The following is a 20,942-nucleotide window of genomic DNA, read 5'->3' as shown; positions in this document are numbered from 1 at the left end:
ACCGCATGCCGGGGGTCCCCGCGTACAAACGCCCGGGCGCGCCACAGAGCGCGTTGCCCGGTGCCATACCGCTCATCCAGAGGGGCAGAGGGACACGGCCCGTTGAAGCCCCGGCAACCCTCCAGTCGGTTCTCGCGATCGCGTACGTCAGCGACGTCAGCGAGGTCCCCGGCTAGGGAAGGTGCCAATTCCGTCTCATGGCGAAGTGCGCCATGGGGAAGATGAGGAGAAAGGGCCTCGCCATCATGGCTGCACAGTCTGTCGCAACCTCTGCCGAAACCGTTGCCACCGTTGAGAACGGCACCGCCGGCGCCTCTGTCGATCTCGGTCCCGCCACCGGCCTTTCGTGTCGTGAGTGCCGCACCCGCTTCGATCTCGGCCCGATCTTCGCCTGCGCCGAGTGCTTCGGCCCGCTCGAAGTCGCCTACGACCTGCCCCTGGGCGACCCCGAGGCGCTGCGCGCCGCGATCGAGGCCGGTCCCGACAACATCTGGCGCTACGCGCCGCTGCTGCCCGTCCCGGCGGACGTGGCCTCCAAGCCGAGCCTGAACCCGGGCTTCACCAAGCTCGTGGACGCGGCCAACCTGGCCAAGGAACTCGGCGTCACCGGCAAGCTGTACGTCAAGGACGACTCCGGCAACCCGACGCACTCCTTCAAGGACCGCGTCGTGGCCATCGCCGTCGAGGCCGCCCGCGCCTTCGGCTTCACCACCCTCTCCTGCTCCTCCACCGGCAACCTGGCCGGCGCCGTCGGCGCCGCGGCCGCGCGGGCCGGCTTCCGCTCCTGCGTCTTCATCCCGCACGACCTGGAGCAGGGCAAGGTCGTCATGGCCGGTGTCTACGGTGGCGACCTCGTCGGCATCGAGGGCAACTACGACGATGTGAACCGCTTCTGCTCCGAGCTCATCGGCGACCCGCTGGGCGAGGGCTGGGGCTTCGTCAACGTCAACCTGCGCCCGTACTACGGCGAGGGCTCCAAGACCCTGGCGTACGAGATCTGCGAGCAGCTCGGCTGGCAGCTGCCCGACCAGATCGTCATCCCGATCGCGTCCGGCTCCCAGCTGACGAAGATCGACAAGGGTCTGCAGGAGCTGATCAAGCTCGGTCTCGTCGAGGACAAGCCGTACAAGATCTTCGGCGCCCAGGCGGAGGGCTGCTCGCCCGTCTCCACCGCGTTCAAGGCCGGGCACGAGGTGGTCCGCCCGCAGAAGCCGAACACCATCGCGAAGTCGCTGGCGATCGGCAACCCGGCGGACGGCCCGTACGTCCTGGACATCGCGCGGCGCACCGGCGGCTTCGTCGAGGACGTCAACGACACCCAGGTCGTCGAGGCCATCAAGATCCTCGCGCAGACCGAGGGCATCTTCGCCGAGACCGCGGGCGGCGTGACCGTCGGCGTGACGAAGAAGCTCATCGAGAACGGGCAGCTCGACCCCTCGCTGACCACCGTGATCCTGAACACCGGTGACGGCCTCAAGACCCTGGAGGCGGTGGCCGCCGACAGCGGTCAGACCGCCACCATCCGCCCGAGCCTGGACGCGTTCCGCGCCGCCGGCCTGGTCTGATCTCCCTCCCCGCACCCGGAAAGGCAGTAGCGCCATGAGCGTGAACGTCCGCATCCCCACCATCCTGCGCACCTACACCGGCGGCCGGTCCGAGGTCTCCGCCGAGGGCGCGACCCTCGCCGAGGTCATCGAGTCCCTGGAGAAGAGCCACCCGGGCATCGCCGCGCGCGTCCTGGACGACCAGGGCAAGCTGCGCCGCTTCGTCAACGTGTACGTCAACGACGACGACGTGCGCTTCGAGGGCGGGCTCCAGACGTCCACCCCGGACGGTGCGGGCGTCTCCATCATTCCCGCGGTGGCGGGCGGCTGCTGACACCCCGCTCTTGACCCAGAACGCTGAATTGCCCCCTCCGGTAATAAACGGAGGGGGCAATTCTGCTGGGTTGGGCGCGGTAGGGTTGGGGAAGTCCCCTCCGCTGTACTTGCCCGCCGCATATGAGCGGGCCGCGTGAGGGTTGACATTGAGTCAACATGCAAGCGTGGTATGGGTACTTGGCGTGGTTTGTCCGGCCCGAGTTGCCCTGGAATATTCCCGGTTTTCACCCTATTTCTATCTTTTGGCGTGTCCAGAATTCTCGTCGGAATGACCTGTTGCAGACAGCAGCGGTGCGGATACATTCAGCCCCGGTCGAGGCGTTCCGGCGCAAGTTCTGACCCGGGATCGCGAAGTGCGGTCCCGCGCAAGGGCCAGTAATAGGGGAGTTAGGCATGGCTCAGGGCACCGTCAAGTGGTTCAACGCGGAGAAGGGCTACGGCTTCATCGCGGTCGACGGTGGTGCGGATGTGTTCGTCCACTACAGCGCCATCCAGATGGACGGGTACCGCACCCTTGAAGAGGGTCAGCGGGTCGAGTTCGAGATCTCGCAGGGCCAGAAGGGTCCGCAGGCGGACATGGTCAAGCTCGCCGCCGGCTAGTCCGACCGCGATCGACCACCGACACGTACCGCGGCCGCGCACAGGGGCCGCCTACGACGGCACGACGGCACGCACACGAGGGGCCCACATCCCGGACAGGGGATGCGGGCCCCTCGTGCGTGGGCGGCCGCGACCCTTGTCCCGCCTGGGTTTTCCACGGCGTTTCGCCGAAGCCGCTTGCACTCGGGGGTGCCGAGTGCTAATCATTGGCGTTAGCACTCTCCTGGTGAGAGTGCTACTAAACGAGGACCGGGTCGGTGAGGCCCGCAGGGTCCGGTGGGAAGGAACCGCCGGGCACGCAGGCCGTCCGTCGCGGGCGCGGGCGCGGTCCGGGAGCAATCCACCGCTGTCCGGGAGGACCACTTCAGATGGCCAAGATCATTGCGTTCGACGAGGAGGCCCGGCGCGGCCTCGAGCGTGGGATGAACCAGCTCGCCGACGCCGTCAAGGTCACCCTTGGCCCCAAGGGTCGCAACGTCGTCCTTGAGAAGAAGTGGGGCGCGCCCACGATCACCAACGATGGTGTCTCCATCGCCAAGGAGATCGAGCTCGAGGACCCGTACGAGAAGATCGGCGCCGAGCTGGTCAAGGAAGTCGCCAAGAAGACGGACGACGTCGCCGGCGACGGTACGACCACCGCCACCGTTCTGGCCCAGGCGCTCGTCCGCGAGGGCCTGCGCAACGTGGCCGCCGGTGCGAACCCGATGGCCCTCAAGCGCGGCATCGAGAAGGCCGTAGAGGCCGTCTCCGGCGCCCTGCTGGAGCAGGCGAAGGATGTCGAGACCAAGGAGCAGATCGCTTCGACGGCCTCCATCTCCGCCGCTGACACCCAGATCGGCGAGCTCATCGCCGAGGCCATGGACAAGGTCGGCAAGGAAGGCGTCATCACGGTCGAGGAGTCCCAGACCTTCGGTCTGGAGCTCGAGCTCACCGAGGGCATGCGCTTCGACAAGGGCTACATCTCGGCGTACTTCGCCACCGACATGGAGCGCATGGAGTCGTCCCTCGACGACCCGTACATCCTGATCGTCAACTCGAAGATCGGCTCGGTCAAGGACCTGCTGCCGCTCCTCGAGAAGGTCATGCAGTCCGGCAAGCCGCTGCTGATCATCGCCGAGGACGTCGAGGGCGAGGCCCTGTCGACCCTGGTCGTCAACAAGATCCGCGGCACCTTCAAGTCCGTCGCCGTCAAGGCTCCGGGCTTCGGCGACCGCCGCAAGGCCATGCTCGGTGACATCGCCATCCTCACGGGCGGCACGGTCATCTCCGAGGAGGTCGGCCTCAAGCTCGAGAACGCCGGTCTCGACCTGCTCGGCCGCGCCCGCAAGGTCGTCATCACCAAGGACGAGACCACCATCGTCGACGGTGCCGGTGACAGCGACCAGGTTGCCGGTCGCGTGAACCAGATCCGCGCCGAGATCGAGAACTCCGACTCGGACTACGACCGCGAGAAGCTCCAGGAGCGCCTCGCGAAGCTGGCCGGCGGCGTGGCCGTCATCAAGGCCGGCGCCGCGACCGAGGTCGAGCTCAAGGAGCGCAAGCACCGCATCGAGGACGCCGTTCGCAACGCGAAGGCGGCCGTCGAAGAGGGCATCGTCGCCGGTGGCGGCGTGGCCCTGCTGCAGGCTTCCGCGGTCTTCGAGAAGCTCGAGCTCACGGGCGACGAGGCGACCGGCGCCAACGCCGTGCGCCTGGCCCTGGAAGCCCCGCTCAAGCAGATCGCCATCAACGGTGGTCTCGAGGGTGGCGTCGTCGTGGAGAAGGTCCGCAACCTGCAGATCGGTTGGGGCCTGAACGCCGCGACCGGCGAGTACGTGGACATGATCGCCGCGGGCATCATCGACCCGGCGAAGGTCACCCGTTCCGCGCTGCAGAACGCGGCGTCGATCGCGGCCCTCTTCCTCACCACCGAGGCCGTCATCGCCGACAAGCCCGAGAAGGCCGGCGCCGCTGCCGGCGGCGGCATGCCGGGCGGTGACATGGACTTCTGATCGGCCCCGGCTGATCGGCTGTTCTCGTACCGAGGGCGGCACCCCTTCTCCACGAAGGGGTGCCGCCCTCGGGCGTTCGCGCGTCCTTGGAAGCCGGTGGTGTCGAGGCTGGTGGTGGAGACTGCGCGGCCCGTGGGACGCATCGCCACGGATCGGCCGGGTTTGGTTGACTGATGGCATGACTGAGCCGTTCGTCAAGATCTGCGGTCTGAAGACCGCGCGTGACATCGACACCGCCGTGGAGGCGGGAGCCGATGCCGTGGGGTTCATCCTCGCCGCCGGTACCGTGCGCACGATCGACGCCGCCGCCGCGCGGGAGCTGGCGGCGCGGGTGCCCGCCGGGGTGCTCACCGTCGGGGTGTTCCGGGGGCAGCCGGTGGACGAGGTCCGGCGGCTCGTCGAGGAGAGCGGGGTGCGCGCCGTGCAGCTGCACGGGGACGAGGGGCCCGAGTTCTACGAGGTGCTGCGTGCGGAGGGCCGGACGCTGATCCGGGCCACGGCCCGCGCGGTGCCCGCCGTAGGGGAGTACGGGGAGGACCTGCTGCTGATCGACGCCCCCGACGCCGGCTCCGGCAAGCCGTGGAACTGGGGATCGCCGGACTTCACCGCGCCGCGCGGCCGGTGGCTGCTGGCGGGCGGGCTGAATCCAAGGAACGTGCGGGAGGCCCTCTCGGTCACCGGGGCGTGGGGCGTGGACGTGTCCAGCGGGGTGGAGCGGGAACGCGGGGTCAAGTCCCCTGAGCTGATCCGCGCCTTCGTCGCGGCGGCCCGGGGCGCGGGCGGCTGACCGGCTGAAGGGGGCGGCCGGCCGGCGGTGGGCCACTGGCCGGCGGATGGGCTACCGGGCGGCGGATGGGCTACCGGGCGGAGGATGGGGCACTGGCCGGCGGGTGGGCTACCGGGCGGCGGGTGCCGGCGGCCCCACGGCTGGGCCGGCTGCCGGCGCGGGTCGGCGGCCCAAAGGCCGGGTCGGTGGCCGAGCGGGCGGGTCGGCGGCCGAGCGGGCGGGCCGCACGGTTGAGCACGCCGGGGGCGCGGCGTCGCCGGGGTGGTTCGGCTGCGCCGTCCGGCCGTTCGCGGGAGGTGTCGCCGGGGGCCGGGCCCAGGGGGGTGGTCGGCTGGCCGACGCCACAAACGCCGACATCGAAAGGTGGTACCCGGTGAACCGAGCACGCTTCCTCGCCGCGGTCGTCCCGTCCCTGCTGGTGGCTGCGCTCGGGGGCGCCGCCGCGACGGCGCCGGCCGAGGCCGCGCCGCTGCCGAGGCCCGAGCCGCAGGTCCCGCACTGCTTCGACTCCGACGGCGTCGACGTCAACGAGCTCCTCGGCGTGAAGGAGCGGATCATCGGCCCGCCCTCCTGCCGCGAGACCTACGCCAAGGAGAAGTGGGTCAGGACCGCGCCGGCGTGGGTCACGGCGCCGAGTGCCGAGAAGGCCGTCTATCCGGAGGGCTACACGCCGTCCCGGCCCGATCCGATCGACGACTTCGACTCCAAGTTCGTCAGTGCCACTTACATCAACGACATCGGCACCCCGCAGGAGCGGAGCTTCACGTACGGGAAGAAGCGGGTCCTGCACACCGGTTTCGTCGGCACCGACGGTCTCCCGTTCTCGGTCGTCGCCTCGCCACCGCTCAAGGCGCTGCCCCTCGGGCCGCACACCAACACCGTCCTGTTCACCCTGAAGGAGCAGCACTGCGACGGCTTCGGGACGGTCGAGGCGGAGAACTGCCTGCCGGCCGGCACCTTCGCCTACTCGACCGACACCCCCTTCTCGGTGGTCCCGAGGCCGGCCGGCTGACCACCGGATGGCCATCGCCGACCACCGGCCGACCGCCGGCTGGGAGCTGCGGCCGGGCGTCAGGCGAGCGAATCGATCCAGCGCTCCAGGCGGCGGCCTTCCGTGGCCATCAGCTCCGGGTCGCGGAAGGTGTTGGTGAGTAGCGAGATGCCCTGGTAGGAGGCGATCAGGGCCACCGCGAGCTCGCGCGCGTCGGTGGTCCTGCCCAGGGCGAGGAACTGCTGCTCGGCCCAGTCGAGCAGCACCCGCATGACTTTGGCGAGGGCCTGGTCGAGGCCGTCGTCGCGCTTGTCGAGCTCGGAGGCGAGGGTGCCGGTGGGGCAGCCGTGGCGGGCGGTGATTTCGCGCTGCCCCACCCAGCCGGCGAGGAGGGCTTTGAGGCGAGCCTGGGGGGTGGGGAGCGCGTCAAGGGCGGTGATCAGGCCCGCGAGGGTCTGCGCGTGGGCGTCGATGGCCGCCTCGACGAGCTGGTCCTTGGTCTTGAAGTAGTAGTAGACGTTGCCGAGCGGGACGTCGGCCGCGTGCGCGATGTCGGCGATCGTCGTCTTCTCCACACCCTGTTCGTGCAGGACGCGGGCCGCTGCCGCGGCGAGCCGTTCGCGCTTGCCCCCGCGCTTGGCCTTCGGGCGGGACGGTTCGGCGGGGCCGGACGGGCCGGGGGCCGCGGAATCTGAGTAAGTCACCTGACTAAGTGTAGACGGGCGCCACCCGGGCGGGCTATGGTCGTCCCAGGAGTGAGTCAGTCGACTAACTCAATCTTAGGGGCGGGAGCCTTTCATGATCGTCATCACGGGTGCGACCGGAAACGTCGGCAGCGAGCTGGTGCGGGTCCTCGCGGCGGCGGGGGAGCGCGTCACCGCCGTCTCCCGCCGGACACCGGAGCACGCCCTGCCGGCCGGCGTCCACCACCATCGGGCCGACCTCGCCGACCCGCGGAGCCTGCGTCCCGCACTCGAAGGGGCCGGGGCGCTCTTCCTGCTGGTCGCGGGCGAGGACCCGCGGGCGCTCCTCGACGAGGCCGCGGCGGCCGGCGTACGCAGGGTCGTGCTGCTGTCCTCGCAGGGGGTCGGGACCCGGCCCGAGCAGTACCGGCATCCGGCCGCCTTCGAGGACGCCGTCCGCCGGTCGGGCCTGGAGTGGACGATCCTGCGCTCGGGCGGGCTCGACTCCAACGCCTTCGCCTGGGCCGAGTCGATCCGCACCCACCGCACGGCGGCCGCGCCCTTCGGGGACGTCGCCCTGCCCACGGTCGACCCCGCGGACGTGGCCGAGGTCGCGGCGGCCGTACTGCGCGGCGGGGGCCACGAGGGAGCCGTCCACGACCTGACCGGACCGGTCCCGGTCTCCCCGCGCGAGCGGGCCGAGGCGATCGCGGGGGCGATCGGCGAGCCGGTGCGGTTCGTGGAGCAGAGCCCGGAGGAGGCCCGGGCACAGATGCTCACCTTCATGCCCGAGCCGGCGGTCGAGGGCACCCTGTCGATCCTCGGCGCGCCCGTCGCCGCCGAGCTCGCGGTGAGCCCCGCCGTCGAACTGATCCTGGGCCGCGCCCCGCGCCCCTTCGCCGCCTGGGCGGACCGCGCGGCACCGGCGTTCCGCTGACCGGCTGCCCACCGGTCCCTGCGCGGCCGCGCGCCTGCCACCAGCACATCACCGTCCATCTTCAGGAGGAGCAGCAGCCATGCCCGTACAGCCCGTACTCGACTCGACGGTCCACTACCGGGAGGCCGGAGTCGCAACCGGTGTGCCCGTGGTCTTCCTGCACGGGAACCCCACCTCCTCCCACCTCTGGCGGCGGGTCCTGCCGGCCGTCGGCGGTCCCGGCCGGCTGCTCGCGCCGGACCTGATCGGCATGGGGGCGTCTGGCAAGCCCGCCATCGACTACACCTTCGACGACCACTCCCGCTACCTCGACGCCTTCCTCGACGGCCTCGGCCTCGACGAGGTGGTGCTCGTCGGGCACGACTGGGGTGGTGCGCTCGCCTTCGACTGGGCCGCCCGGCATCCGGGGCGGGTGCGCGGTATCGCGTTCACCGAAACCATCGTCAAGCCGATGAGCTGGGAGGAGTTCCCCGAAGGCGGCCGCGCGTTGTTCCGGGCGGTCAAGACGCCCGGCGTCGGCGAAGCCATGATCCTCGACGAGAACGCCTTCGTGGAGCAGGTGCTGCCCGGCAGCGTCGCCGGTCCGCTCGACCCGCGCGACCTGGACGCCTACCGGGCCCCGTATCCGACGCGGGAGAGCCGGCGCCCGCTGCTCCGGTGGGCGCGGTCCATGCCGCTGGGCGCGGAGCCCGCCGATGTGGTGGCCCGCGTGGCGGCGTACGGCGCCTGGCTCGCGGCGAGTCCGGAGGTGCCCAAGCTGCTGCTGACCTTCGCGCCGGGACCCGGGGCCATGACGGGACCGGAGACCGTCGACTGGTGTACGGCGAACATCGCGGGGCTGGAGCTCGCCCGGCACGACGACGTGGCGGCCGGGCACCACACGCCCGAGGACCACCCGCTGCTGGTCGCGGCGGCGGTGCGGGAGTGGGCCGGGCGGCACGGGCTGTGGATCCCCGAGCCCCTCCCGTTGACGCTGGACACGGAGCCCTTCCCCCATTGATCCCCGGGTCGGCCTAGGGGGCATTTCAGGGGTCGGTACCCGATGCGGCTCGGGGTGTCGCGCCCGTAGCTTCGTGGGCATGACCATACCGCGAACAGCCTTCATCGCAGCCCCCGTTCTGATGGGCGCCTACGGCGTCATCCGCATCATCGACGGTCTCGACGGCAGCCGCGGGCCGGGCTTCGCGTGGAGCCTCGGGCACCTGTGCTTCCTCGGCGCGCTCGCCTACTTCGTCCAGGGCTTCGCCGCGATGCGCACGATGGCCGGCCGCAACCGGCTGTCCACCGTGGGCCTGTGGACCGGCGCGGCGGGAGCCATAGCCGTCGGCGGGCAGTTCGCCATCGACCTCGTGGTCGGGTTCCTGTCAGCGGACCGGGGCGCCATGGAGGTGCTGTTCGCACGGGTCCAGGAGATACCCGGCATGCTTCCGGTGTTCTACGACTTCGGCCCGGTGCTGTTCTTCGTCGGACAGCTGATCCTGGTCTCCCAGCTCGCAGCGCGCCGGATCCTCAAGCCGTGGGCCCCCGTCCTGGTCCTCATCGACACGACCTTGCCCTTCGCCGACAAGGACCTCATACCCCTCGGCGCCGTACTCCTCCTGGTCTCCCTCGCCCCGCTCTACCGCGGCCGCCCGGCTGCCGGGCCGGTCGGCGCGGCCGCTGTCGCCGAGCCGAAGGTGGCGGCCTAGGGCGTCTCGTTCGTATCGTGGCGGCCGAGCCCGTGGCGTCTGGTGCCGTGCATGGCAAGGCGGAGGGGCGTGTCGCGTACTGGACGTACTGGGGCGCCCCGACGACGCGGCCAGGTGCGGTACCAGGAGTCACGGGCCCGGCAAGATCCGAACGAGACGCCCTAGCCGAGGGCGGCGACGAAGGCGGACCAGGCGGGGGCGCCGAAGGCGAGTTGGGGGCCGTCGGGGACCTTGGAGTCGCGGACGGGGACGATGCCGGGGTGGCAGTCGGCGCTGTGGGTGGACTTCCGCCAGGTGGCCATCTCCAGGCAGCTGCCGTCGCTGGCGTCGCTGTAGCTGGACTTGTGCCAAGTGGCCGCCGACAGGTCGTACTCAGGCTGGTGCGTCATGCTCGTACCCCTCCGCCACGGACTCGATCATGGCAAGTGATTGCGCGGGAGGCAGCGCACCGGCCGTGAGGAGATCGTAGGTCAGGAAGTGGCGCGAGACCGTGGCTGGATCATCGAACAGCTGGCCCGTTCCGATGCCTGGACGTACGCGAGGGTGGAGGCGTCTTCGAAGCACATCAGCTGAAGCGAACCGCCCATGGCGGCGTGGGCGCCGACGCTGAACGGGATGACCTGGACGATGATTCGGTGCGACCGGATCAAGGACGCGATGTGGCGCAGGGCTTCTGCCATCACAGGTGGGCCGCCTACCTTGCAGCGCAGTACCGCTCACCAAAAACGGACCACGACAACGGTGGTGTTGGATCGGCGAGGAGGGCCGCGCGCGCGAGCCTGTTCGTGACCAGCTCATCGATCTCCGGCTCTGGTGCTGTCGGCTGGTAAGCGCGAAAGATGGCCCGCGCGTAGGACTCCGTCTGCAGCAGCCCTGGGATGAGCAGCGGCGCGTACTCGCGGATGGCTTTCGCCAGTGCCTCCGCCTCGGCCGCTTCCGCGGAGTGGTCGGGGTACTTGGACTTCGTCATGGCCCCGCAGTTGCGGGTGAAGAAGCCGTCGGTGCCCAGGACTTCGTTCAACTGGCGGGCGAGTTCCGGCGTCATCCTGCGGGTGCCCGCCCGTCGCTCGGGGTGGTGGGGTGTCGGCCGCCGGGTCGTACGGCCTGCCGCTGGTCGACCTGGGCCGCTGCAACCTGGACAGCGCGCTACGGCTGGCCGCCGTACTCCACGAGCGGGCCCACCCCTGACCCCCTGGCCGACGGGGATCGAGGGGTGGGCCACGGTCGAGCCGGGGGTTAGACCTTCACTGCGGCGAGGCGTTCGCCGCAGAGCGCGGTGAGGTCCTCGGGGTCGGAGGTGAGGACGGTGACGGGGCCGGGCGCCGCGAGCGCGGTGGCGGCGAGCATCGCGTCGATGGCGTACTTGTGCCCGTGCAGGCCGGCTTCGCGGAGCAGGACCGTGGCGGCGAGGGCGATCTCCTCGGTGACGGGTTCGACCACGACACGGGACAGCGCCCACTGCAGGGCGGGCATGTTGATCTGCGGGTGCACGACCTCGACGAGGGTGGCCGTGCTCGTGATGACGCGCATGTCGTCGGCGAGGGCGAGGGCGAGCCAGCGAGTGATGGTGCGGTCGCGGAGTACGGCCTTGGCGAGTCCTTCGCTGTCCAGCACGAGGGTGCCCCCGGGCCTGGTCGGCTTCGGCGTCATGCGACGTCCCTCCGCGCTGGGCGGCTGTCGGGCTGCTCCTCGTGGGCGCGGCGCATGCTCGCCCGGGTGGCGTCGACCTCTTCCTCTGTAATGGGTCCGTGTTCCGCCTCGGCCACGGCGATGAGCTCCGCGAGGTTGTCCCGCTCGATCTGGCGGGCCACGGCGGCGGTGACGTAGGCGGAGAGGCCGGAGGGGCCGCTGCGGGCGCGAGCGGCCTCGGCGATGTCGCGGGGCATCGAGATGGAGTACTTCTGGGTGGGCTCGCTCATGCCACCCATGCTACTTCCGATGCCACCACCAAGGACGGTGTGTGGGGCGGAGAGGTATATGCGCATAGGCTCCTGGCATATGCAGGATTTCCAGGTGCTTTCAGCCCGGGGTTAGCCCGATGGTGTGACCCGTCGGGCCGTCCGTGCTCAGTCCGCGCTCAGTCCGTGCTCAGTCCGTGCGCAGGCGGGCGTGGAGGTGTTCGTCGTGCCAGCCGTCCGCGTGGAGGAGGGCGCCGCGCATGGTGCCCTCCAGGGGGTAGCCGGACGTGAGGGCGACCCGGCAGGAGGCCGGGTTGGCCACGGAGTGGGTGATGCGCAGGCGGTGCAGGCCGAGGTCGTCGAAGGCCCAGCGGGTCACGGCGGACACCCCCTCGGCCGTGACTCCGGCGCCGCGCCCCGCGGGCAGGAGCCAGTACATGACTTCGCCGCTGCCGCCGCGCAGGTCGAGGTCGGCGAGCGCGATCACGCCCACGGCCCGGCTGCCCTCGGAGGGGGCGACGGCCCAGATCGCCGCGCGTTCGGTGTGCCAGCGCTCGCGCCAGCGGGTGATGCGGGTGACGGCCTGGTCCTGGGTCAGGTGGTCCGGGCGGTTCCAGTGGCGGATGTCCGGGTCGGCGGACGCGGCCAGGAGCGCGGGGGCGTCGTGGGGCTCCCAGGGACGCAGCAGCATCCCGCCGGGCAGGGTGTAGGCCGGCTGGGTGAGGGCGGCCATCCGGCCGGTGGGGACCACGGGGGGTATGGGGTCGGTCATCGGCACATGATGCCGTCCGTGCGGTCCCGGCAGAGGCTCGGACGTCCCTGCGGGGCTCCCTGCGACACAATGACATAAAACATTACGGTCGGTGACAGTTTGTCGCTTTCTTCCTACTCTCTGGTCCGGTACCGAGTGAATGGACGATGAGATGAAGCGACGGCTTTCCGCGATCACCGCCGCCGGTGTGGCCGCGATCCTGGCCCTGTGCGGCGGTGCGAGCGCCACCGCGAGCACGAACCCGGACGGGGGCAAGGGCGGCAAGGGCCTGTGCGCGCCGGGCGTACCGATCGGCCCGGAGGGCGAGAAGTTCTACGACCCGCCGTCCCCGCTGCCCGAGGGCGATCACGGTGACCTGATCTGGGCCCGCCGCGTCGACGCCCCCGACGGCGCTCGGGCCTGCCGGATCCTCTACCTCTCGACCCTCCAGAGCGGGACCCGCGTGGCCGTCTCGGGCATCGTGGCCTGGCCCGACGCCCCCGCGCCCCGCCACGGCCGCAACGTCGTGGCCTGGGCGCACGGGACCGTGGGCGGACCGCGCATGTGCGCGCCCTCCGCGGTGCCGAAGCCGGCCGTCGACCTGGTGGACTACTTCACCTACGACAGCCCGTGGGGCATCGACGTCGGCGTGCCGGCGCTGACGCAGTTCCTCGATTCCGGTGACGTCGTGGTCGGCACCGACTACCAGGGCTTGGGCACCCCGGGCGTGCACCAATACACGGTCGCCGTCTCGGAGACGAACAACGTCCTGGACTCGGTCCGGGCGGCCCGCCAGATCACCGACACCCGCGCGAACCGCAAGACCGCCGTCCTGGGCTGGTCGCAGGGCGGTGGCGCGGCGGCGTTCATCGCCCAGAACTACCGCTCGTACACCCCGGAGACCCAGCTGGTGGGCATCGCGGCCCTGGCGCCCGCGGCCAACCTGGGTCCGGACTTCAGGGGCCTGGTGCTGCCCGGCCCGACCGATGCGACCTCCGCCGCCCACAACGCGGCCCTGCGCATCAACGTCTACCGGGGCTTCCTCGCGGCGTACCCCGAGCTGAAGGCCGAGGACGTGCTGAAGCCGGCCGGCCTGGAGGCGCTCAGGGGCGACGGGGTGGCGTGCATCGAGCACTTCTCCGACGTGATCCAGAACAACGTGGGGAACGTCGGGCAGCTCGACACGCTGTTCCAGCCGCTCTCGGAGGTGCCGGAGGTGTGGCACCAGCGCTTCCGCGAGAACACGGCGGGTCTGGTCGCCGCGGTGGCGCCGGTCCTGGTGATGCAGGGGACGGCGGACACCGTCATCAACCCGAACTCGACCGACGAGTACGTCAGGCGGGCCTGCAGCTTCGACGACGCGGTGGTGCAGTACACGAAGTACGAGGGCGCGACGCACCAGACGATCCCCAACGTCGCGGAGCCGGAGTACCTGGGCTGGATCGCGGACCGCTTCGCGGGCCGACCGGCTCCGTCCAACTGCGCCTGACCGGCGCGACGTGACCTGCGTGACATGACGTGACATGACCTGACGTGCGTGACGTGCCGTGGGACGGCGAAGGCTCCCGGCCGGTGTGGTTCACCGGCCGGGAGCCTTTCGTGTGCCGTCAGGCCAGGGCCGGTTCCTTCTCGGGCTCCGGGTGGGGGGCCTTCGTCGACTCGGTGTCCGGGTCGGTGTTGAAGTCGGTCAGCATCTGGCTCGTGAAGCCGAAGAAGTACGTGGCGAGGAAGCCGACGAGGTAGCCGACGGCCAGACCGCCCGCGTAGATCGCGATGGTCATCCCCATGCCCGACTTGCCGTCCAGCAGCGGGAAGAGGGCCCAGCCCGAGGGGCCGATGGCGTTGGAGCCGAAGGCGGTGCCCAGCTGGTTGAAGAGGCCGACGAAGGCTCCGCCGGCCGCGCCGCCGACGCACGCGGTCATGAAGGGGCGCCCCAGGGGGAGGGAGACGCCGTAGATCAGCGGTTCGCCGACGCCCAGGAAGCCGGCCGGGAGCGCGGACTTGATGGTGGTGCGGATCGAGCGGTTGCGCGGGAGCCGGTAGTAGACGGCGATGGCCGCGCCGACCTGGCCCGCGCCCGCCATGGCGAGGATGGGGAGGAGGACGGTGTAGCCGGTCTGTTCGATCAGGGTGGTGTGGATGGGGATCAGGGCCTGGTGCAGGCCCAGCATGACCAGGGGGAGGAAGAGGCCGCCGAGGATCAGGCCCGCGAAGGCGCCGCCGGTGGCGAGGAGCCAGGTGGCGAAGGTGCCGATGGCGCTGGAGATCTCACCGGCGACGAACATCAGGCCGAAGATGGTGACCAGCCCGGAGATCAGGACCGTGAGGGTGGGGGTGACGAGGACGTCCAGTGCCTCCGGGACCCATTTGCGGCACCACTTCTCCACCTGGACCGCGAGCAGCGCGGCCGCCAGGGCGCCGAGCACGCCGCCCTGACCGGGGGAGAGGTGCTGGCCGAAGGCGTCGATCTTGGCGACGCCCGGGAAGACGATGATCGCGGCGACGGCGCCGCCGAGGATCGCGGTCCCGCCGAACTCCTTGGCCGTGTTGTAGCCGACGAAGACGGCGATCAGGGACATGAAGCCGGTGGCCATGGCGGCGAGCGCCGGGACGACCGCGGGCAGCCAGCCCATGTTCGTGATGAAGCCGTTGAGGCCGGCGATGATGCCGCAGCCGATCAGCGCCGGGATCAGGGGGACGAAGATGTTCGCGATGCGGCGCAGGAACAGCTTGAAGGGGGTGGCGTTCCGCGCCTTCCTGGCGTCCTTGATGGCCGCACCCTGGGCGGCGAGCTCGTCGGCGGAGACGGGGTGGGCGCCGGCGGCGGGAGCGCCGGGCGCCGGGGCGGCCGAGCGGCCCTCCGCGACCAGGGCCTCGAACTCGGGGGTGACGCGGGCGACGGTGCCCGGTCCCAGCACGATCTGGTACGTGTCGTCCTCGACGACGCCCATCACGGCGGGCAGGGCCTTCAGGGCCTCGTCCTGGACCAGCGAGCGGTGGTGCAGGGTGATGCGCAGGCGCGTCATGCAGTGCGCGATGGAGAGGATGTTGTCAGGGCCGCCGACCAGAGGAAGGATCGCGGCGGCTGTGGCGCGGTTCTTGTCAGTGGACATCTAGGTGTTCGCCTTGCTGCTGGGGGTCGGCGGGGTCAGCGGGTGGTCTGGGCGAGGGCGGCGCGGAGGTGGCCGCCCGAGGCGGTGAGCAGTTCGGCCGCCGTGGGGCCGTCGACGCCGCCGAGGATGACGAGGACGGCCTGCTTGACCTCGCCGTCGGCGGCGGTGAGCGCGGCCTCGATCTCGTCGTCGGGGGCGCCGGTGGCGAGCGAGACGATGCGGCGGGCGCGGGCGCGCAGCTTCTCGTTGGAGGAGCGCATGTCGACCATCAGGTTCCCGTACGTCTTGCCGAGCCGGATCATCGTGACGGTCGAGATGAGGTTGAGGACGAGCTTCTGCGCGGTGCCGGCCTTCAAGCGGGTGGAGCCGGTGAGGAGTTCGGGACCGACGACGACCTCGATGCCGTGGTCGGCCGCGGCCGCGAGCGCCGAGCCGGCGTTGCAGGACAGGCCGACGGTGAGCGCGCCGCGGCCGCGGGCGAACTCGACGGCGCCGATCGCGTACGGGGTGCGGCCGGAGGCGGAGATCCCGATGACGGTGTCGTCGGCGGTCAGGGCCAGGGCGGTCAGGTCCTCGGCGGCCAGTTCCTTGGAGTCCTCGGCGCCTTCGACGGCCTTGACCATGGCGGAGGGGCCGCCCGCGATCAGGCCGACGACCTCGCGAGGGTCGGTGTTGAACGTGGGCGGGCACTCGCTGGCGTCCAGTACGCCCATCCGGCCGGCGGTGCCGGCTCCCGCGTAGATCAGCCGCCCGCCGCGGGCCATCCGCTCGGAGATCCCGTCGACGGCGCGGGCGATCTCCTCCAGCCGGCCTGCGACGGCGGCCGGGACGGTGGCGTCCTCGGCGTTCATGAGGCGGACGATCTCGAGGGTGGACAGCCGGTCGATCTCGGCCAGTTCGGGGCGGAAGGCCTCGGTGGTCAAGGTGGCGAGCTGGGCGCGGAGGTCCGTGTACGCGGTCATGAGGGGGGCTCCTGAACTGCTAGCGGGTGGTGCTGTTGCGCTTGGCCGTGGGTACGGGGGTGTGGTGCCGGGGCGCGAGCGCCTCGTACGAGGCCGCGAGCGCGGGCGCGGCGGTCTCGTAGGTCTGTTGTGCGACGCCGACGAAGAGGCAGTCGACGACGAGGAGCTGGCTGGTCCGGCTCGACATGGCGGCCGGTCGCAGCTGGGTCTCGCGGGCCGCCGAGGTGGCCAGTACGAGGTCGGCGTAGTGGACGACGGGGGCGTTGGTGCGGCCGGTGAGCGCGAGGGTGGTGGCGCCGCGCTCGAAGGCGAGCCGCAGCGGCTCGATGACGTCGCCGGTGCCGCCGGAGTAGGTGATGGCGACGGCGACGTCGCCGGGGCGGAGCAGGACGGCGTTGGTGACGGCGAGGTGCGGGTCGTTGTGCGCCTGGGCGAGGAGGCCGATGCGCTGCAGCTTCTGGGCGAGGTCCTGGGCGACGAGGCCGGAGGCCCCGACGCCGTAGATCTCGACGCGCCGGGCGCCCGCGAGGGCGGTGACGGCCGCGCCGAGGGCCGTGACGTCGAGGCCGGCGGCTGTGTCGGCGAGGGTCTGCGCCTCCTCGTGGGCCAGCTTCGCGACGACGTTGGCGAGGGAGTCGTCGACGGCTATGTCCACGGTGACGGCGGGGGCCGCGCCGGACTCCTGCTGGGCGGCGAGCGCGGCGAGCGCGAGGCGCAGGTCGCGGTAGCCGGGGTAGCCGAGGAGGCGGGCGGTGCGGACGACGGTGGCCTCGCTGGTGCCGGTGCGGGCGGCCAGGTCGGTGACGGTGAGCGCGGCGCAACCGGCGGGGTCGTCGGCGACGGCTTCGGCGACGGCCTGCATGGAGCGGGTCATCGAGGGGGCGAGGCTGCGGACGCGGGCCCGCAGGGCGGCGGGGGCGGGGACCGGGGCAGTGGTGACCGACCCGTCGCTGAAGGTTTCTTTCACGTGCTTGCTCACGCCTGAAACCTATTTTCAGGAGGGGGGTGGCGTCAAACCGCCGTGCAGTGAGGCCCGTCAAGAGGATGCGCATGCGGGAATGCGGAGGGCCTTCGCCACAGGGGCCCCTCGGGTCCACAATGTCCCCATGGACCACGCGACCCCCCTGGAACAGGCGCTGCACGCCGCGCGCGCCCTCGTGCTCGCCGACCTCGTCGCGGGGAAGGTCGCCGAGGCCGATGTCGTCTCCATCGTCGAGAACTCGGTCACGCACCGCCGGTGGTGGGTCGAACAGTGGCCGGAGGGGGTCGACTACCTCGCCGGACTCGTCGCCCAGGACGTCAAAGACGCCCTGCTGCAGAAGTACGGGCGCTGGCCCCTGTGCCCGGTGTGCGGCCACGGCGAGCCGCACGCGCTGGACGTGGAGCCCGAGCTGGGACCCGATCCGCAGTGGGTGTGCTCCGAGGCCGGAGTACGGGTGGCGCCGGTGGGCGGACTCGGCTCCGTCTTCGGGCCGTCCCTGGGGCCCGGCGAATGAGCCGCCCATGACGGTGTACATCGACCCGCCGACCTGGCCCGGCCACGGCCGCATGTGGTCGCACCTGGTCAGCGACGTCTCGTTCGAGGAACTGCACGCCTTCGCGGCGTCGATCGGCTGCCCGCCGAAGGCCTTCGAGCGCGACCACTACGACGTGCCCGAGACCCGGTACGCGGACGCGGTGCGCGCGGGCGCGGTCGAGGTGGGCAGCAAGGAACTGGTCCGCCGCCTGACGCGGGCGGGCCTGCGGCGCCCCAAGGGGCGCCCGGCTTAGACCTTCTCCGTCACGGTGCTCAGCGGCGCCGAGGCCGCCACCACGCGGCTCGGGGCGGGTCCGCGGCGGTCCAGGCGCAGGGCCGCGACGCCCAGGGCGATGGCGGTGACGGTCATCGCCGCGCCGGCCCAGGCGGTGGCGGAGAAGCCGTGTCCGGCGTCGATGACGGTGCCGCCGAGCCACGGGCCGCCGGTGTTGCCGAGGTTGAACGCGGCCGTCGTCGTCGCCCCGGCCAGCGTCGGGGCGGCGCCGGCCACGTTGAACATGCGGGCGTTGAGCGCGGGTGCGGTGAAGAAGGCCGAGAAGCCGATCAGGAAGGAGAGGGCGACGGCCGCAGCGGCGACCGGGGCCAGCAGGGCCAGCGCCGCGAGGAACACGGTGGAGGCGGTGATGCCCCACAGCATCACCCCGAAGAGGTGCGCGTCGGCGATCCGCCCGCCCAGCGTGGTGCCCGCCAGCGCGCCCACCCCGAAGAGGCCCAGGATCCACGGCACCCAGCCGGAATCGAGTCCGGCCACGTCCGTGAGCAGCGGGGACAGGTAGCTGAAGGCGCAGAAGACGCCGCCGGCGGCGAGCGCCGTGACGCCGATCGACAGCCACACCTGGCGGTCCCGGTAGATGCGCAGCTCCCGGGCGAGCGTCGGCTTCTCGGCGGGCAGCGGGATCCGCGGGATCAGGGCGAGGATGCCCACGAGCGCGACGGCGGAAGCCGCGCCGACCGCCCAGAACGCGGAGCGCCAGCCCAGGTGCTCACCGAGGAACGCGCCGGCCGGGACGCCGAGGACGTTGGCGATGGAGAGCCCGCCGATCATGACGGCCATGGCGCGGGCGCGCTGGTGCTGCTCGACCATCGCGATGGCCACGGCCGCGCCGACCGCCCAGAAACCGGCGCAGGCGAGGGCGGAGACGATGCGGGAGGCGAAGAGCAGCTCGTACGAGGGCGCCAGCGCGCCCGCGACCTGCCCGAAGCCGAAGAGGGTGATCAGCGAGACGAGCGTGGTGCGGCGGGGCAGCCGCAGCGTGGCGACGGCGAGCAGGGGCGCGCCGACGACCATGCCGATCGCGAAGGCGGATATGAGCAGGCCCGCCTGGGGGATGGTGACGCCCATGTCCTCGGCGATCGGCGGGAGGAGTCCGGAGAGCATGAACTCGCTGGTTCCGAGCGCGAAGACGGACAGGCCGAGGACGTAGACGGCGACGGGCATGCGGGTGCGTTCGGCTGGGGCTGCGGGCATGAACTACATCAACCGGCGCGAAGGGGCGCGCATTCCCCGGTCCGTGTCAGGCGTGTGAAGACAGCTCCGTGAGCTCGGCGGCCAGGTTCGCGCGCGCCGGGGCCTCCCAGTGCGCGGAGCCGTACGGGGTGCGGAAGAGCCGGGGCAGGTCCAGGAGCTGGCGCAGGACGGCGGCGCGGCCGGCGCGGAAGGCTTCGTCGGGGACGAACCCGTACTCGGCGCGGACGGACGCCGCGTACGCGGCGTACGCCTGCGGGGTGCCCGCCAGGACGGCCAGGTCCGCGTCGCACAGCACCTCGCCGTTGGTGTCGCCGGGTGCGGGGTTGTGCGTGACGGTGAGGCGGACGAGCCGGGCCGTCTCGGCGGTGCGCGCGTCGCCGACGCCGAGCTCGGGCAGGGCCCGCTCGGCGAGGGCCGCGCTGCGCTCCTCGTTCTCGGAGCGGTCGGGACGGTAGACGGCGTCGTGGAACCAGGCGGCGAGCCGTACGGCGGCGGGGTCCTCGGCGTGCTCGGCGAGTACGTCGATCCGTGCCAGTACGTCGGCCAGGTGCGCGGTGGTGTGGTACTCGCGCTGCGGCTCCGCCCAGGCGGTGAGGAGGCGGTCCGCGTAGGGGGCGGGGTCGCGGTCGGGGGCGGCGCCGGCGGCGAGGACGGTGCGGTGCCAGTGGGCGCGGAGTTCGTGTTCCCGGGCGGTGGCGCCGTCCGGGGCCGGGGCTGCGACCCGGGTCGCGTCGGGGTGCGCGTCGGGGTTCGTATCGGGGTTCGTGGCGGGGTGCGCGTCGTCGTGCGGGTCGGAGGTCATGCGCACATTGTGGTGGTGGCGTGATTGTGCTGGTGGAGGGTGGGCGGAGGCCCGTACCCTGGATATTGGACTAGACCTATTTTCCAAAGGGCCCGGAAGGGTCATACGAGCAGTTTTTATGAAGGATGGGATGACATGAGCAACCGTGCGCTCCTGGAGGTGATCGCCCTCGACGTGGAGGACGCGGTCGCGGCCCAGGCCGGTGGGGCGGACCGACTCGAGCTGGTCACCGACATGGCCGCCGACGGGCTCACCCCGTCGCGCGAGACCTTCGCGGGGATCAGGGCGGCGGTCGACATCCCCCTGCGCGTGATGCTCCGCACGGCCGACGGCTTCTCGGCGGGCTCCGCCGAGGACCTCGAACGCCTGGTGGACCGGACGCGGGCGCTGCGGGCGGAGGGTGCGCGGGAGTTCGTCCTCGGCTTCCTGACCCCGGACGGCAGCGCGGACCTCGCCGCCGTCGAGACGGTCGTCGCGGAGCTCGACGGCTGCGCGTGGACCTTCCACCGGGCGATCGACCGGACCCCGGACCGGGACCAGCTCCGCAAGACACTGGCGGAGCTGCCCGGCCTGGACACGTTCCTGACGGCCGGCGCGGCGGGCGGGGTCGCCGAGGGCCTGCCCGTGCTGCTGGAGGAGGCGGCGAAGGCGGGCTCGCCCGGCTACGAGGCGCGGATCCTCGTCGGCGGCGGCCTGACGCTCGCGCACCTGCCGGAGCTGCGCGAGGCGGCTATCGACGCCTTCCACATCGGCGGCGCGGCCCGCCCCTCGGGCTGGACCCGCCCCGTCTCGGCGTCGGCGGTCGCCGAGTGGCGGACCGCCCTGTCCTGACGGACCGGGACACCGTCCGCCGG

23 protein-coding genes, 1 pseudogene and 1 riboswitch are annotated in these 20,942 nt (G+C 71.7%); of the genes and pseudogenes, 13 read left to right on the top strand and 11 right to left on the bottom strand.

The window, feature by feature from the left end:
- The first annotated feature begins 69 nt into the window (after positions 1 to 69).
- Positions 70 to 228: riboswitch (SAM riboswitch) on the top strand.
- The 6 genes from thrC to ACFWBY_RS02055 all read left to right on the top strand — a co-directional run bounded on the left by thrC (position 222) and on the right by ACFWBY_RS02055 (position 6,270).
- Positions 222 to 1,565: a threonine synthase gene (gene thrC / locus ACFWBY_RS02080; protein ID WP_385330574.1), complete on the top strand. Its 1,344-nt coding sequence runs from the start codon at positions 222 to 224 to the stop codon at positions 1,563 to 1,565. It overlaps the preceding riboswitch by 7 nt.
- A 34-nt stretch (positions 1,566 to 1,599) precedes the next feature.
- Positions 1,600 to 1,878 carry a ubiquitin-like small modifier protein 1 gene (locus tag ACFWBY_RS02075; RefSeq protein ID WP_385330577.1) on the top strand — a complete coding sequence of 93 codons (279 nt, stop codon included), beginning with the start codon at positions 1,600 to 1,602 and terminating at the stop codon, positions 1,876 to 1,878.
- Between the two features lie 395 nt (positions 1,879 to 2,273).
- A complete protein-coding gene (locus tag ACFWBY_RS02070) occupies positions 2,274 to 2,480 on the top strand; it encodes a cold-shock protein (protein WP_008743607.1) in 207 nt (68 codons plus the stop codon).
- A 368-nt stretch (positions 2,481 to 2,848) separates the two neighbouring features.
- Entirely contained in the window at positions 2,849 to 4,471 is a 1,623-nt protein-coding gene (groL, locus tag ACFWBY_RS02065) for a chaperonin GroEL (protein WP_385330580.1), read from the top strand.
- 178 nt (positions 4,472 to 4,649) lie between these two features.
- Positions 4,650 to 5,258, top strand: coding sequence for a phosphoribosylanthranilate isomerase (locus ACFWBY_RS02060; protein ID WP_385330583.1), 609 nt, complete (start codon positions 4,650 to 4,652; stop codon positions 5,256 to 5,258).
- Positions 5,259 to 5,631: 373 nt separating this feature from the next.
- Complete coding sequence (locus ACFWBY_RS02055) at positions 5,632 to 6,270, top strand: hypothetical protein (RefSeq protein WP_385330585.1); 639 nt, start codon at positions 5,632 to 5,634, stop codon at positions 6,268 to 6,270.
- Between the two features lie 59 nt (positions 6,271 to 6,329).
- Here ACFWBY_RS02055 and ACFWBY_RS02050 read toward each other — a convergent pair whose 3' ends face one another.
- A complete protein-coding gene (locus tag ACFWBY_RS02050) occupies positions 6,330 to 6,953 on the bottom strand; it encodes a TetR/AcrR family transcriptional regulator (RefSeq protein WP_385330588.1) in 624 nt (207 codons plus the stop codon).
- Between the two features lie 94 nt (positions 6,954 to 7,047).
- Here ACFWBY_RS02050 and ACFWBY_RS02045 point away from each other — a divergent pair, with 94 nt between their 5' ends.
- The 3 genes from ACFWBY_RS02045 to ACFWBY_RS02035 all read left to right on the top strand — a co-directional run bounded on the left by ACFWBY_RS02045 (position 7,048) and on the right by ACFWBY_RS02035 (position 9,557).
- Positions 7,048 to 7,869, top strand: a complete 822-nt coding sequence (locus tag ACFWBY_RS02045; RefSeq protein ID WP_385330590.1) for an SDR family oxidoreductase — start codon at positions 7,048 to 7,050, stop codon at positions 7,867 to 7,869.
- A gap of 79 nt (positions 7,870 to 7,948) precedes the next feature.
- Positions 7,949 to 8,869: a haloalkane dehalogenase gene (locus ACFWBY_RS02040; RefSeq protein ID WP_385330593.1), complete on the top strand. Its 921-nt coding sequence runs from the start codon at positions 7,949 to 7,951 to the stop codon at positions 8,867 to 8,869.
- Between the two features lie 79 nt (positions 8,870 to 8,948).
- Complete coding sequence (locus tag ACFWBY_RS02035; RefSeq protein WP_385330596.1) at positions 8,949 to 9,557, top strand: hypothetical protein; 609 nt, start codon at positions 8,949 to 8,951, stop codon at positions 9,555 to 9,557.
- Between the two features lie 161 nt (positions 9,558 to 9,718).
- On the opposite strand, the gene ACFWBY_RS02030 is transcribed toward ACFWBY_RS02035, so the two are convergent.
- From ACFWBY_RS02030 to ACFWBY_RS02010, 5 genes and pseudogenes are all read right to left on the bottom strand, one after another.
- Positions 9,719 to 9,946 (bottom strand): DUF397 domain-containing protein, encoded by a 228-nt coding sequence (locus ACFWBY_RS02030; RefSeq protein ID WP_385330598.1) that lies wholly within the window; start codon positions 9,944 to 9,946, stop codon positions 9,719 to 9,721.
- A pseudogene (locus ACFWBY_RS02025) lies at positions 9,930 to 10,617 on the bottom strand (DUF5753 domain-containing protein); the annotation flags it as partial. The gene ACFWBY_RS02030 and the pseudogene ACFWBY_RS02025, both read right to left, overlap by 17 nt.
- Before the next feature lie 176 nt (positions 10,618 to 10,793).
- Positions 10,794 to 11,207, bottom strand: coding sequence for a PIN domain-containing protein (locus ACFWBY_RS02020; protein ID WP_385330600.1), 414 nt, complete (start codon positions 11,205 to 11,207; stop codon positions 10,794 to 10,796).
- Complete coding sequence (locus tag ACFWBY_RS02015; RefSeq protein WP_385330603.1) at positions 11,204 to 11,476, bottom strand: CopG family transcriptional regulator; 273 nt, start codon at positions 11,474 to 11,476, stop codon at positions 11,204 to 11,206. Before ACFWBY_RS02015 ends, ACFWBY_RS02020 begins: the two co-directional genes overlap by 4 nt.
- A gap of 169 nt (positions 11,477 to 11,645) precedes the next feature.
- The gene (locus ACFWBY_RS02010) at positions 11,646 to 12,227 is read right to left on the bottom strand and encodes a GNAT family N-acetyltransferase (RefSeq protein WP_385330605.1); all 582 of its coding nucleotides are present in this window, start codon (positions 12,225 to 12,227) and stop codon (positions 11,646 to 11,648) included.
- A gap of 151 nt (positions 12,228 to 12,378) precedes the next feature.
- Between ACFWBY_RS02010 and ACFWBY_RS02005 the strand changes: the two genes are divergently transcribed.
- Positions 12,379 to 13,695 carry a lipase family protein gene (locus tag ACFWBY_RS02005; protein WP_385330608.1) on the top strand — a complete coding sequence of 439 codons (1,317 nt, stop codon included), beginning with the start codon at positions 12,379 to 12,381 and terminating at the stop codon, positions 13,693 to 13,695.
- A 118-nt stretch (positions 13,696 to 13,813) separates the two neighbouring features.
- Here the strand turns inward: ACFWBY_RS02005 and ACFWBY_RS02000 are convergent, their stop codons facing one another.
- Genes ACFWBY_RS02000 through ACFWBY_RS01990 form a run of 3 tightly spaced genes read right to left on the bottom strand, consistent with a single transcriptional unit; the run spans position 13,814 to position 17,260 of the window.
- Entirely contained in the window at positions 13,814 to 15,319 is a 1,506-nt protein-coding gene (locus tag ACFWBY_RS02000; RefSeq protein ID WP_385330611.1) for a PTS transporter subunit EIIC, read from the bottom strand.
- Positions 15,320 to 15,354: 35 nt separating this feature from the next.
- Positions 15,355 to 16,281, bottom strand: a complete 927-nt coding sequence (gene murQ / locus ACFWBY_RS01995; RefSeq protein WP_385330615.1) for an N-acetylmuramic acid 6-phosphate etherase — start codon at positions 16,279 to 16,281, stop codon at positions 15,355 to 15,357.
- Positions 16,282 to 16,300: 19 nt separating this feature from the next.
- On the bottom strand, positions 16,301 to 17,260 hold the full coding sequence (locus ACFWBY_RS01990) for a MurR/RpiR family transcriptional regulator (protein ID WP_385330616.1): 960 nt from the start codon (positions 17,258 to 17,260) through the stop codon (positions 16,301 to 16,303).
- Positions 17,261 to 17,387: 127 nt separating this feature from the next.
- On the opposite strand from ACFWBY_RS01990, the gene ACFWBY_RS01985 reads away from it, so the two are divergent.
- Positions 17,388 to 17,777, top strand: coding sequence for a hypothetical protein (locus ACFWBY_RS01985; protein ID WP_385330619.1), 390 nt, complete (start codon positions 17,388 to 17,390; stop codon positions 17,775 to 17,777).
- Between the two features lie 7 nt (positions 17,778 to 17,784).
- Positions 17,785 to 18,051, top strand: coding sequence for a DUF4031 domain-containing protein (locus ACFWBY_RS01980; RefSeq protein ID WP_385330621.1), 267 nt, complete (start codon positions 17,785 to 17,787; stop codon positions 18,049 to 18,051).
- On the opposite strand, the gene ACFWBY_RS01975 is transcribed toward ACFWBY_RS01980, so the two are convergent.
- Both ACFWBY_RS01975 and ACFWBY_RS01970 read right to left on the bottom strand, forming a co-directional pair.
- Positions 18,048 to 19,256, bottom strand: coding sequence for a Cmx/CmrA family chloramphenicol efflux MFS transporter (locus ACFWBY_RS01975; RefSeq protein WP_385330866.1), 1,209 nt, complete (start codon positions 19,254 to 19,256; stop codon positions 18,048 to 18,050). The genes ACFWBY_RS01980 and ACFWBY_RS01975 overlap by 4 nt on opposite strands.
- A 76-nt stretch (positions 19,257 to 19,332) precedes the next feature.
- Entirely contained in the window at positions 19,333 to 20,088 is a 756-nt protein-coding gene (locus ACFWBY_RS01970) for a hypothetical protein (protein WP_385330624.1), read from the bottom strand.
- A 135-nt stretch (positions 20,089 to 20,223) separates the two neighbouring features.
- On the opposite strand from ACFWBY_RS01970, the gene ACFWBY_RS01965 reads away from it, so the two are divergent.
- Entirely contained in the window at positions 20,224 to 20,919 is a 696-nt protein-coding gene (locus ACFWBY_RS01965; protein WP_385330627.1) for a copper homeostasis protein CutC, read from the top strand.
- The last annotated feature ends 23 nt before the right edge of the window (positions 20,920 to 20,942 follow it).

Origin of the sequence: Streptomyces sp. NPDC060049, from assembly GCF_042736715.1 — a bacterium.
Taxonomy (GTDB): domain Bacteria; phylum Actinomycetota; class Actinomycetes; order Streptomycetales; family Streptomycetaceae; genus Streptomyces.
This window is presented reverse-complemented; position numbering and strand designations above follow the sequence as displayed.

Excerpts from the sequence above, each read along its gene's own strand:
- ACFWBY_RS02060 (WP_385330583.1), top strand. The coding sequence starts at position 4,650 with ATGACTGAGCCGTTCGTCAAGATCTGCGGTCTGAAGACCGCGCGTGAC.
- ACFWBY_RS01980 (WP_385330621.1), top strand. The coding sequence starts at position 17,785 with ATGACGGTGTACATCGACCCGCCGACCTGGCCCGGCCACGGCCGCATG.
- ACFWBY_RS02000 (WP_385330611.1), bottom strand. The coding sequence starts at position 15,319 with ATGTCCACTGACAAGAACCGCGCCACAGCCGCCGCGATCCTTCCTCTG.
- thrC (WP_385330574.1), top strand. The coding sequence starts at position 222 with ATGAGGAGAAAGGGCCTCGCCATCATGGCTGCACAGTCTGTCGCAACC.
- ACFWBY_RS02030 (WP_385330598.1), bottom strand. The coding sequence starts at position 9,946 with ATGACGCACCAGCCTGAGTACGACCTGTCGGCGGCCACTTGGCACAAG.
- ACFWBY_RS01985 (WP_385330619.1), top strand. The coding sequence starts at position 17,388 with ATGGACCACGCGACCCCCCTGGAACAGGCGCTGCACGCCGCGCGCGCC.
- ACFWBY_RS02045 (WP_385330590.1), top strand. The coding sequence starts at position 7,048 with ATGATCGTCATCACGGGTGCGACCGGAAACGTCGGCAGCGAGCTGGTG.
- ACFWBY_RS01965 (WP_385330627.1), top strand. The coding sequence starts at position 20,224 with ATGAGCAACCGTGCGCTCCTGGAGGTGATCGCCCTCGACGTGGAGGAC.
- ACFWBY_RS02040 (WP_385330593.1), top strand. The coding sequence starts at position 7,949 with ATGCCCGTACAGCCCGTACTCGACTCGACGGTCCACTACCGGGAGGCC.
- ACFWBY_RS02035 (WP_385330596.1), top strand. The coding sequence starts at position 8,949 with ATGACCATACCGCGAACAGCCTTCATCGCAGCCCCCGTTCTGATGGGC.
- ACFWBY_RS02020 (WP_385330600.1), bottom strand. The coding sequence starts at position 11,207 with ATGACGCCGAAGCCGACCAGGCCCGGGGGCACCCTCGTGCTGGACAGC.
- groL (WP_385330580.1), top strand. The coding sequence starts at position 2,849 with ATGGCCAAGATCATTGCGTTCGACGAGGAGGCCCGGCGCGGCCTCGAG.
- murQ (WP_385330615.1), bottom strand. The coding sequence starts at position 16,281 with ATGACCGCGTACACGGACCTCCGCGCCCAGCTCGCCACCTTGACCACC.
- ACFWBY_RS02005 (WP_385330608.1), top strand. The coding sequence starts at position 12,379 with ATGAAGCGACGGCTTTCCGCGATCACCGCCGCCGGTGTGGCCGCGATC.
- ACFWBY_RS02070 (WP_008743607.1), top strand. The coding sequence starts at position 2,274 with ATGGCTCAGGGCACCGTCAAGTGGTTCAACGCGGAGAAGGGCTACGGC.
- ACFWBY_RS01970 (WP_385330624.1), bottom strand. The coding sequence starts at position 20,088 with ATGACCTCCGACCCGCACGACGACGCGCACCCCGCCACGAACCCCGAT.
- ACFWBY_RS02010 (WP_385330605.1), bottom strand. The coding sequence starts at position 12,227 with ATGACCGACCCCATACCCCCCGTGGTCCCCACCGGCCGGATGGCCGCC.
- ACFWBY_RS02015 (WP_385330603.1), bottom strand. The coding sequence starts at position 11,476 with ATGAGCGAGCCCACCCAGAAGTACTCCATCTCGATGCCCCGCGACATC.
- ACFWBY_RS02075 (WP_385330577.1), top strand. The coding sequence starts at position 1,600 with ATGAGCGTGAACGTCCGCATCCCCACCATCCTGCGCACCTACACCGGC.
- ACFWBY_RS01975 (WP_385330866.1), bottom strand. The coding sequence starts at position 19,256 with ATGCCCGTCGCCGTCTACGTCCTCGGCCTGTCCGTCTTCGCGCTCGGA.